We start from the raw sequence: 11,327 nt of genomic DNA on the forward strand, positions 1-11,327 counted from the left end.
CGGGATATGGCAATGTCAAACACGATACCTGAAAGCGTGATTCCCGAGTGTAGGCCAATCCCGAACCCCATCGCCGGTCTCGATGGCCGGACCTTCGACGTGGTGGTCATAGGCGGAGGCATCAACGGCACTGCCGCTGCCCAGCACCTGGCGGCCGAAGGCTATTCGGTCCTTCTCGTCGAGAAGAACGACTTCGGCTCGGGCACGTCGAGTCGTTCCAGCCGGCTTCTCCATGTCGGCCTGGCCGGTCTCGCCCCGGCGAGCTCTCCCTGGGAGTATTTGTTCAAGCCCGGCAAGTTCAAGGCGGCGCTGAAGTCGGCCAGGGAACAATCCCTCAGCCGCACGGAGTTCGCGGGAACGTCGCCCGAACGCGTGCAGAAATTCACCTTCTATTTCCCGATCTTCGACAACAGCCCCTACCGCGGTTGGCAGATCGATGTCGCCTTCGCCATCCTGAAGAGGTTCAACAAGGGGGGGCCGCCGCTAGATTACCAGCGTCTGAACGCCAGGCAGGCTCGGACGGCGCCGCTGCTGGCCCAGATGCGGGATTCCCACAGGCTGGTCGGCGGTGCCTCGTTTCGCGAATATCAGTTCGACTGGGCAGAGCGGGTGGTGGTCGACAGCGCGATGGAAGCGCGCCGGCTCGGTGCCACCGTGCGCAACTACACGGCCATGGAAGGCTACACCCGCAAGGGGGACGGCTGGGAATTGACCTTGTCCGACCGCCTCGATGGCGCCGCCCCAGCCATCAAGGTCGGTGCGAAGCTGGTGATGAACTTCGCGGGTGTCTGGGTTGACCAGGTGAACCGGATGAGTAACGTCCACAAGGCGCGCCGTCTGACCACCGGCGCCAAGGGCGTCCACATCATGGTCAGGCTCGCTCCGGAACTTCAGGACAAGGGCATCTTCACTGAGGATGCCAACAAGGAGCACTTCTATCTCGTTCCCTGGCGGGGGCTGCACTACATCGGCCCGACGGACACGGTCTTCAAGGGTAATCTCGACGATATCAACCCCACGGAGGAGGATATCGAGCTCATGCTGGACCTCACCCGCCGCATGATGCCGGGGCTTCCGCTCAAGCGCTCCGATGTCGTCTACTCCTGGGCCGGCGTGAGGCCGCGCACCTATGACCCGACGGTGCCGAAGGGCACCTGGTCGCGCGAGATCCACGACCTGACGGATGACGGCATGCCGAATTTCCTGGCGCTCACCGGTGCGACCATCATGCGAAGCCGGCTGACCGGACGCGACGCGGTGACGGCGGTGCGCAAGCGCATCGAACCGAGCGGCAGCCCGCAGAAGCTGTCTTTTGCCGCGCACCTGCCGCCGTCGAACGACCCGTCTCCGCTCCTTTCCAACGAAGGGCCAGCCGTACGCGTCTCGGACATACGCCATGCGATCGAGGCAGAGCAGGCCTGTTCCCTCGACGACATCCTCTTTCGACGTACCGGCCTCGGCTGGGGAGAGAACATGGCGCGGGAATACGCGACCGCCGTCGCGAAAATCCTTGGCGAATACACGGATTGGACGCCTGAGAGGGTCGACAGTGAGGTGCGCGCCTATTTCGACCTGGTGCAACGGAGAAATTCGGCCGCGTGATTTCGCCCGGCCGGACGCTCCTGCGCGTCGCCGCGCACGGGCTCAACTGGCCTTCATGCCGACCGGGTTGGTCGATCGGTCGTGACGTCCTTGACAGCCGCGGTTCTGTGCGGCCCAAGGGGAAAGTCCGCCGACTGGTTTACGGAGATGAGCGTCGGCAAGTTTGCCGCATGCAGTGAGGCAATATGAACCTAATTTTTGTCTTGGAATCCCGGACCAAAAAGAATAAATCATCTATATGAATATTTTATCTGGCCTTTTTTAGAACTGGGAGGAATTGGACGTGTCGCCGTATTCGGAACCTGTTTCTGCTCACAGCGGCGCCGCGCCGCTCTACCCCCTGTCGGGATTGCGGGTCATCGACCTCTCGCACGTCTACAACGGGCCTTATGCCACGTTCCTGATGGCGATGGCGGGGGCGGAGGTGATCAAGGTCGAGCCGCTTACCGGCGAGCATCTGCGCAGCCGTGGAGATCTGGGCGGCGCGGACCTGCCTTTCGCCATGCTGAATTCGAACAAGAAGGCGGTCACGCTGAATCTGAAGACCGACGAGGGCAAGAATATCCTCAGGGGTCTCGTGGCCAAGGCGGACATACTGGTCGAGAATTTTGCGCCCGGCGTGATGGAGCGTCTCGGTGTCGGTGCGCAGGAACTTCTAAAGATCAACCCGCGCCTGATCTACGGCTCGAGCTCGGGATACGGCAAATCCGGCCCCTATCGCGACTACCCGGCGATGGATCTGGTCATGCAGGCCATGTGCGGCGTCATCAACTCGACGGGCTTCCAGGACCAGCCGCCGGTCAAGTCGGGTGCCGCGGTCTGTGATTTCTCGGCCGGCGTTCATCTCTACGGGGCAATCATCACGGCTCTCTACAACCGCGAGCGCACCGGCAAGGGTCAAGTGGTCGAAGTCTCCATGCAGGACGCGACTTACGCCTTCCTCGCCTCGAACCTCGGCATGTATCACGCCCGCGGAGATGCGGCGCCGGAGCGCACAGGTAATCGCCACGGAGGCCTCGGCATTTCCCCGTACAACGCCTACCCGACGGCGGATGGCTATGTAGTCGTCAATTCCCCGGGGGACCGGCACTTCCATGCGATCCTGGACGTCATCGGCCATCCGGAACTGAAGGACGATCCGCGGCTGAACAGCAAGACCGCGCGCGTCAAGAATTTCGAGCTCGTGGATGAGCTGATCGAAACCTGGACGAAGAACCTGCCCAAGGCCGAGGTGGCGAGACGACTGCTCGCCGCATCGGTGCCATGTGCTCCGGTGCGCACCCTCGGTGAAGTCATGACGGACGAGAACATGCATGCGCGCGGCAGCCTGCAACGCGTGCAGCATCCGACTATGGGCGAGGTGGTCCTGCAGAATTCCCCGCTGATCTTCGAGGGCATCGAGCGCCGGCCGATCGAACCGAGCCTGCCACTCGGCGCCAGCAACGAGGAAGTTCTTACCGAATTGCTGGACTACAGCGCCGACGACGTGGTTCGGCTGAAAGAGCAGGGGGTCATCTGATCCCCGGCCGGCTGGGGACGGCCCGCGCCTTGGGTGCGCGCCCAAGCCCTATTTGATGTCGAATGCCGTGGCGGGCTCCACCGGCACAGTGCGACATCGGCACGACACGGGACCACTTTCTGGCGTGCAGCGTGCACTGAACCGATCGGCTGAACGCATATCTGCCCGTATCGGGCGCATGGACCACGCTCGACGCTATTGGTGAGTGCCACTCATATCACACCTCAATAGAAGTCTCCGGCCTGCAGCGGATCGGAGATTTTAGGGAGTGCCGACGAACCTCACGCGAACCAGGTTCTCGAAGGCGCAAAACCGCCCATCAGCTCGTCGTTCGGATTGCTCGTCCATCCGGCGATCTTGTCCGAATGAGCGTTCACGAAATCGGCGAAGACGGGGATGAAGACAGCCGCTTCCTCCCAGAGAATGCGCGCCATCTTCCCATACAGCTCCTTGCGCTTGGTCTCGTCGAGTTCCCCGCGGGCCTGAAGCAGGAGGGCGTCGAAGTCCGCATTGGCGAAATGCGAGGCATTCCATTCCGCGCCAGCCTGGAAGAACATCGAATACAGCTGGTCCTGGACGGGGCGGCCGAGCAGGTAGTCGGCCACGAAAGGCTGGAACAGCCAGACCTGTGTCCAGTAGCCGTCCTCGGGAACCCGTTTTACGGCGAGCGGAATGCCCGCCTGCGCACACGAAGCCTGCCAAAGCATCGCCATGTCGACCGCGCCCGGAAAGATCTCCGCCACGTGCAGTTCGATGGGGCTGCCGTCGTGACCTGAAGCCTTGTAGTGTTCGGCGGCCTTGGCAAGGTCGAATAGGCGCTGTTCCAGCTTCTCTTCGAAGAGGGGATAGGCGGAATTGATGGGGATATCGTTGCCGATCGAGCCGAATCCACCAAGGATCTTGTCCAGCATCTCCTGGCGGTTCAGCGCATATTTGAGGGCAAGTATCAGGTCCTTGCTGCCGAACGGCTGCTTGTCGATCATTGCCTCGAAGCAGTAATGAGCGCGGCTCGGTGTCTGCGTCACCTTGATGCCGGGGGCGGCGACAAGGAACTTCGCCACCTTCGGATCGATGTAGTTTGCCATGTGGATCTGGCCCGATTGCAGGGCAGAGGTCCGTGCCATCGAGTCGTTGATGACGAGCATTTCCAGGCCGTCGTAGTAGCCGCGGTCTCGGTTCCAGTCCTCCTGGTTCTTCTCGAGCACGTACCGGATTCCGGGCTCGATAGACACGACCTTGTATGGTCCCGTCCCAATCGTCGCCCCGGGCGCGTCCACGCCGCCCCGCGGCTGGATAGGCAGATGATAATCGGAAAGCAGGTACGGCAGGTCGGCGTTCGCGGTGGCTAGCCTCAGGACCACCTTTGAACCGTCGGCCTTCATCTCGGTGATGCCCTTCATGAGGGGCATGACCGCCGACTGCGATGCTTCGTCCGAATGACGCTTGTAGGTTGCGACGACATCCTCTGCCGTCAATTCGCTGCCGTCGTGAAACGTCACGCCCTGACGGATGTTGAACGTCCATTCGGTGCCGTCGGCGTTGGACGAGAAGCTCTCCGCAAGCAAGCCGACGGCCTTGCGGTCAGGCGTAACTTCTACCAGCGTGTCTCCCCATTGGCGGGTGACCAGCCTCGTAGGGGACGACGCGATGACGGCCGGATCGACCGGGTCAGTGGCTGCGCCACCATTCACGCCGATCTTGAGGATGCCACCGCGCTTCGGTTCCGCCGCCTGCGCGCTGCTGCCCAGAAGCGAAGCCGGGCCGCCCAGGCCGAGGACTGCACCGGCGGCAAGTGACGACGTCATCAGGGCCCGGCGCGTAAGACCCGCACTCTGCGGGTCATGTCTGGAATCGTCCCTGCTCTTTGTCATCTGTTGTTACTCCCCAAGGGATTGTCCGAATGGTCGGACTGGCGGTCCAACGGTGCGAAATGCTATAGATTAATTATAGTGTTGTCGGGATTCGCGGGCGAATTGGGCGGCAGCCGCGTCAGGCGGCGCGTGCCGCCACGATCTTCTCCGCCGTGATCGGAAGCGAGGTTATCCTGAGCCCCGTGGCCGTGGCGATCGCATTGGCAACGGCAGCCGGGGGGCAGATGCAGGGGGGCTCGCCGATGCCCTTGACGCCGTGGGGGCCGGAGACGCTGGGCGACTCCACCAGCACGCAGCGTATGTCCGGCACGTCTTGCGCCGTGGGCATCTTGTAGTCGGTCAGGTTGGCGTTCTGCACGATACCGTCCCGGTAGATGATTTCTTCGGACAGCGCCAGGCCGAGCGCTTGCGTGACACCGCCCTGGATCTGGCCTTCGACCGCCGCCGGATTCATGGCGTAGCCGACGTCGTGGCACGCGACATAGTCCCGGATGGTGATCTCGCCGGTCTCTTCATCCACGTCGACCGAGGCCGCGTGAGCGAAGAAGCTGGGATTGGACCATGCGGGAAGGGTGTGGTTCTTTACGCGCGACGCGTCGAACGCCGGACCCGGCGTGAAGGTCGTTCCGCGCGCGAGAAGGCCGCCTTCGCGGAAATTCACGATCTTGGCGATCTCCACCATCGGCACATGCTTGTCGGGCAGGACCACGCCGCGGTCGCGGATCTGCACCTCTTCGACCGGAACGCCATAGATCCGTCCCGCCATCTGCCTGAGTTGGGCCTTGAAGTCCTCGGCCGCGTTGCGGCACGCATTGCCGACGTTAAACAGCGTGCGGCTGCCCTGCGAACCGTAGTCATAGGGCGAGGTTTGGGTGTCGGCCATCGCGATGTGGATGTCGGAATGGGCGAGCCCGAGTTCGTCCGCGAGGATCTGCGCCGCCCCGCTGAGCGCGCCGGTACCGATCTCCACCGCGCCGCTCTGCATTGTGACGGTGCCGTCGCCGTTCAGCCGCAGCACGACGCCCGACGACATGCCCGCCACCAGCCACCATCCGCAGGCCATACCCTTGCCGCGGTTGGCTTCCGGATTGCCGCGCACCCAGCCGATCGCTTCAGCGGCACGGTTGAGGCATTCGGCTATGGAGACGCTGGCGAGCTTTTCACCCACAGGTCCCTTCGAATTCTCGGTGAAGACGTTTTTCAGGCGGAATTCCAGCGGATCGAGCCCGAGGTCGCGGGCGATGATGTCCATCTGGCTTTCGACGGCGAGATTGGCCATCGGCCCGGAGGGCGCCCGGAAGGAGCCGGTCGGGACCTTGTTCGTGTAGACGGCGTAGGCCTGGACATCCAGGGCTTCGATCTCGTAGGGCCCCGCCAGGAGCTGCAGCGTGTTCGCCGCGACGCTTGGGCCGGAACCTGCATGCGCGCCGCAATCGATAAGAGCGCGGGCGACGCGGGCGAGAAGCTTGCCTTCCCGATCGACGGCGGTCTTGACCGTGACATGCGCGGCCTGGCGCGGGTGGGCGGCGATGAGCTCCTCCTCGGTCGTGCACGACACGCGCACGGGGCGGCCCACATGCCGTGCCAGAACCGCCGCATAGTGTTCCATTCCGATCCGGAGCTTGCCGCCGAAACCGCCGCCGATGCCCGGCACGGTGATCCGCACGGACGACAGAGGAATCTGCATCACCTCGGAGACCACCTGTTGCACCTCGAAAGGGAGCTGGCAGTTGGTGTGGATCGTGACGAGGCCGTTGCTGTCCCAAGCCGCCACCGAGGTCCTCGGCTCGGTATAGCCGGCATGTTGCAGGGGCGTGGTGAAGCTGTGCTCGTAGACGCGATGCGCCTTGGCCAAGGCCGCCTTGACGTCGCCATAGTGGATGCGCGAATGGTTACAGACATTTCCCGACCGGTCGCAGACCGGGCTCGCCTCATAGCCCTCCCAGCCGAGATGGATCAGCGTGGCACCGGGAGCGAATGCCTGATCGAGGGTCTCGATCGGCTCAAGGACTTCATAGTCAACCACGATGGCGGCCAGCGCGCGCTCCGCGATGTCCTCGTTGCGGGCGGCCACCGCCGCCACCGGCTGGCCATGGAAGCGCACGCGGTCCGTGGCGAAAAGGGTCTGGTCCTTGACGAGCACGCCGAAGCGCACGTCCGGAACGTCGGCAGCGGTGATCACGCCGAAGACGCCGGGGATTGCAAGCGCGGCCGAGACGTCTATCCGCCTGATTGCCGCGTGGGGATGCGGACTGCGCAGGAGACGGCCCACCAGCATGCCCGGCAAGCGCACGTCCGAGGCATAGACGTGCCAGCCGTTCACCTTCGGCTCGCCGTCAAGCCGCGGCAGCGATTGCCCGAGAAGTTCGTGATAGTTCTTCAGCATGCTTCCCACCTCGCCGCGTTGAGGCGAAGGGCCTCGGCCTCGATCGCGTCCACAATCTTGGAGTAGCCGGTACAGCGGCACAGGGTCCCGGCGATTGCCTCGCGCACCTCGTCCCGATCCGGAGCGCGCCCGTCGAGTTCGTCGAGATAGGATTGCGCCGTGACCAGCATGCCGGGGATGCAGAAGCCGCACTGGACCGCGCCGTGCTGGATAAAGGCCTGCTGTAGTGGCGACAGGCTGCCCGGCCGGGCCAGTCCCTCGACCGTGGTGATGTTGCGTCCCTCGCATTGATGGGCGAGAAGGATGCAGGAGTTCACCGCCTTGCCGTCGAGCAGCACGGTGCAGACACCGCACTCCGCTTCCAGGCAGTTCTTCTTCGTGCCCGTAAGTCCGAGCTCTTCGCGTAGCGCGTCCAACAGCGTCGTCTCGCCCGAGACTTCCAGCTCGTGGCGCATTCCGTTCACGTCGAGAGTGAGGGGAGCTTTCATGCAGGTATTCCAGTGGTCGCGGCAACGAGGCGCTTGTGCGCCAGGGTCAAGGCACGTTCCGTCAGTACGCTGGCCAGATGCCGGCGGTAGTCTGCCGACGCGCGGACATCTGAGATCGGGCGGCTTGCGTCGCGTGCCAGCGTCGCGGCCGCCTTGAAGAGTTCCGGCGAAGGCGCCTGACCGCGCATCATGGCCTCGGCATCGGCGACGACGAGACTGCGATCGGCCACCGCACCCAGCGCCAGCCGCGCGGCATGGATCAGGCCCTTGGCGTCGAGTTCCAAGGAGACGGCTGCATTGACAACGGCGATCTCCATTGCCTTGCGCCGTCCCGCCTTGAGGAAGGCGCTCCCGCGCGCCGGTCGGGGAAGTTCGACATGGGTGATGATCTCGGCCGCCTGAAGCGTGGTCCTGCCGCGTCCGGCGAGGAGCTCCGCGATCGGTACACGCCGCTCGCCGTTCGGGCCGAGGACGACGACAAAGGCCGCGAGGGCCAGCAGGACCGGAACGGTGTCGGCCGCCGGCGAGGCGTTGGCGATGTTGCCGCCGAGCGTCGCCATATGGCGGACCTGCGCCCCGCCCACGACGCGCGCTGCCTCGGCGAGCGCGGGGGCGAGTATCCGCACGCGTTCATCGGTTTCCAGCGCGCGCATCCGGGCAAGGGCGCCGATACGCAACCCGTCGCCGAGCGGTTCGATGCGGTCGAGGCCGCGCAGGCGGCTCAGGTCCACGACCGCGCCCACGATCTTGCGGCCGCGGTTGCGCTGGATCATAAGGTCCGTCCCGCCAGCCAGGAAATGGCAGGCCTCGCCCAGATCCTGCTTCAGGTCCATCGCTTCGCGGAGCGACGAGGGTCTGTGGAAGTTGAGGGGCATGCTTGTCGTTCCGCGATCTTGCCGAAGTCTTGTACCCTCCGCGCCTGGGTAGGTGCGGAGGGCGATGCGTGGCCGGCGTTCAGGCCATGCTGGCGTAGACGTCGTCGAGGGCGGCGCGTGCGCCGGCCGCCAGCTTGTCCAGCTCTTCCGCCGTGATGATGAGCGGCGGCGCGAAGACAAGACGGTCGGCGATCACCCGCACGAGCACGCCGTGCGAGCGTCCAGCGGCCTCGATCTTCGGCGCGAGGCCAAATTCCTTCGGGAAGGCTGTTTTCGTTTCCTTGTCCTTGACCATTTCGAGACCGCCCAGCAATCCGACGCCGGAGACATTACCGATCAGCGGGTGGTCACGGAAGCTCTCGAGGATCGCCTGGAACTGGCGCTCCAGACCCTTCACATGCCCGACGATGTCGAGTTCCTCGTACACCTTGATGACCTCGACGGTGACGGCCGTCGTCACGGGATGACCGGCATAGGTGTAGCCGTGAATGAAGGAACCCAGACGGTCGCTTTCCGCAGCGATCACACTGAAGATCTTTTCGTTTACCAGCACGGCCGAGATCGGCTGCATGGCCGAGGAGAGCCCCTTGGCCGAAGTGATAATGTCGGGTTCCAGCCCGTAGCGCTGCGTGCCCCACCATTCGCCGGTGCGGCCGAAGCCGCAGATGACCTCGTCCACCACGAAAACGATGTCGTACTTCTTGAGGATCTTCTGGACCTTCTCGAAATACCCCTTCGGCGGCGGCAAGGCGCCCGCATTGCCCTGGACGGGATCGGCCCAGAAGGCCGCGATGGTATCGGGACCTTCCTTGACGATTAGGTCCTCCAGCTCCTTGGCGAGGCGATCGGTGAACTGGTCCTCCGTCTCCCCGGGCAGGCCGGTGCGGTAGTAGTTCAGGCCGGAAACCTTCAGGAAGCCATCGAGCGGCAGACCGAAGCTACGGTAGTAGTCAGTGTTGCCGGTCAGCGAGAGCGAGGCGCAGGTCGAGCCGTGATAGCTGCCCATCCGCGAGATGATCTTGCGGCGCTGCGGCTGGTTGCGGCCGGCCCAATAGTACCAGACCATCTTGACGGCGGTGTCGTTGGCTTCCGAGCCTGAGCACTGCAGCATGACTTTCGACATCGGCACCGGCGCGAGCGCGAGCAGCTTTTCGGACAGCTCGACCACGGATTTGTGCGACTGGTGCCGGAAGATGTGTGAATAGGGTAGGTCGATCAGCGCGTCGCTCGCCACCTTGGCGATGCGCGCGTTGGCCTTGCCGTAGCCGAGAGAGGAGCACCACTGGCCGGCTGCGCCGTCGAGCAGGGCGCGGTCATTCTCATCGTAGAGATAGATGCCCTCACCGCGGGTGATCATCACCGGCCCGACGTCGAGATGCTTCTTCAAGTTGGTATAAGGATGCATCACGCTTGCGATATCGCGGTCGGCAAGCCAAGTGGGTTTCATTGGAATCTCCCGTTGTGGCGCGTAACGACGAGCAGGGCCGCTGCTCCAAACCGCCGCCGATGATAGCGGCCGTCCCTCAGAAGGCAACAAAATATTTATATGATTTAGCTTTTTGTGTACTGGGAGCGTTCTCTGCTGAACCCGACGTCACATCGTCAGCCGGGGCAATTAGCCGATGGACGTTTCATGCCGTCGCAATAATAGGGGTTTAAACGCGCCGCTTCGCGGTTGACCTTGCTGGCATAGTGCGCGCTTCGCAAAAGCTGGACAGCGATTCCGCTAATTCCCGGACAGCGTTTTCACAAAAGTCCGGACAGTTTGACGAGGTTGGTCCTCGGCAGCCTGGTTGCTGTCAGTGCTGATTGATTTCGGTGTTCTCGGGGTCGGTCAAGAGGGGCGTGGCTTTTTTCTTCCGCATGCTCTCGCCCTGGAGAGCGATGCGATGTGCATTGTGTACGATGCGGTCGAGTATGGCGTCGGCGACCGTGCTGTCGGCAATAAGATCGTGCCAGCTTGCCACGGGGACTTGGGCGGTGATCAGGGTGGATTTTCTCTGATAACGCTCCTCGACGATTTCGAAGAGGTGGAAGCGCTGCTGATCGGAGAGAGCGTGGGTGCCGAAGTCGTCGAGGATGAGCAACTGGACGCGGGTGAGCTTGTCGATGAGGCGGGGGAAGGAACCATCGAGGCGGGCGAGCGCGAGGTCCTCGAACAGGCGGGGTACGCGCACATAGAGCACGGAGTGACCGAGCCTAGCTGTGGAGCCTCAAGAGGTTGTCCTCGGTTAGTCCGAGGCGGCTGATTGGTGTTTTGGACTTTAGGCTGCCATGTGGGCGATGCCAATTGTATCGGTGAAGCCAGATGGGAAGTTCACCGGCTCGGTGGTTTGAAGTTGGATATGCGACGGCGTAGGCCCATTCCCTGAGCGCTGTCTGGATGAAGCGCTCGGCCTTGCCGTTTGTCTTGGGCGTGTAGGGTTTGGTGCGGACGTGCTTGAGGCCGAGCTTCTTGCATGCCTTGGCGAAAGCCTTCGACCTGTAGCAGGAGCCGTTGTCGGTCATGACGCGGGTGACGATAACGCCGAGGCTGGCGTAGTAGGCGCTCGCCGCCTCGAGAAAGGCGACGGCGCTTTCTTTTCT

8 protein-coding genes and 1 pseudogene are annotated in these 11,327 nt (G+C 63.3%); 2 read left to right on the forward strand and 7 right to left on the reverse strand.

The window, feature by feature from the left end:
* The first annotated feature begins 12 nt into the window (after positions 1–12).
* The gene (locus RB623_RS04050; protein ID WP_308055461.1) at positions 13–1,602 is read left to right on the forward strand and encodes an FAD-dependent oxidoreductase; all 1,590 of its coding nucleotides are present in this window, start codon (positions 13–15) and stop codon (positions 1,600–1,602) included.
* A gap of 283 nt (positions 1,603–1,885) precedes the next feature.
* Positions 1,886–3,121: a CoA transferase gene (locus RB623_RS04055; protein WP_308055462.1), complete on the forward strand. Its 1,236-nt coding sequence runs from the start codon at positions 1,886–1,888 to the stop codon at positions 3,119–3,121.
* A 281-nt stretch (positions 3,122–3,402) separates the two neighbouring features.
* On the opposite strand, the gene RB623_RS04060 is transcribed toward RB623_RS04055, so the two are convergent.
* The 7 genes and pseudogenes from RB623_RS04060 to RB623_RS04090 form a co-directional block, all read right to left on the reverse strand.
* On the reverse strand, positions 3,403–4,992 hold the full coding sequence (locus tag RB623_RS04060) for an ABC transporter substrate-binding protein (RefSeq protein WP_308055463.1): 1,590 nt from the start codon (positions 4,990–4,992) through the stop codon (positions 3,403–3,405).
* Positions 4,993–5,110: 118 nt separating this feature from the next.
* Positions 5,111–7,378 carry a xanthine dehydrogenase family protein molybdopterin-binding subunit gene (locus tag RB623_RS04065; RefSeq protein WP_308055464.1) on the reverse strand — a complete coding sequence of 756 codons (2,268 nt, stop codon included), beginning with the start codon at positions 7,376–7,378 and terminating at the stop codon, positions 5,111–5,113.
* Entirely contained in the window at positions 7,372–7,866 is a 495-nt protein-coding gene (locus tag RB623_RS04070; RefSeq protein ID WP_308055465.1) for a 2Fe-2S iron-sulfur cluster-binding protein, read from the reverse strand. The genes RB623_RS04065 and RB623_RS04070 overlap by 7 nt, the downstream gene beginning before the upstream one ends.
* On the reverse strand, positions 7,863–8,741 hold the full coding sequence (locus RB623_RS04075; protein WP_308055466.1) for a xanthine dehydrogenase family protein subunit M: 879 nt from the start codon (positions 8,739–8,741) through the stop codon (positions 7,863–7,865). The genes RB623_RS04070 and RB623_RS04075 overlap by 4 nt, the downstream gene beginning before the upstream one ends.
* 79 nt (positions 8,742–8,820) lie before the next feature.
* Positions 8,821–10,188, reverse strand: coding sequence for an aminotransferase (locus tag RB623_RS04080; protein ID WP_308055467.1), 1,368 nt, complete (start codon positions 10,186–10,188; stop codon positions 8,821–8,823).
* Between the two features lie 352 nt (positions 10,189–10,540).
* Positions 10,541–10,945: pseudogene (locus RB623_RS04085) on the reverse strand (ATP-binding protein); the annotation flags it as partial.
* Positions 10,941–11,327 (reverse strand): integrase core domain-containing protein (locus RB623_RS04090; protein ID WP_308055468.1); only part of this gene is annotated, 387 nt, incomplete at its 5' end. The pseudogene RB623_RS04085 and the gene RB623_RS04090, both read right to left, overlap by 5 nt.

The sequence above is a fragment of the Mesorhizobium sp. LHD-90 genome (genome assembly GCF_030929505.1).
In the GTDB taxonomy this organism is placed as follows: domain Bacteria; phylum Pseudomonadota; class Alphaproteobacteria; order Rhizobiales; family Rhizobiaceae; genus Kumtagia.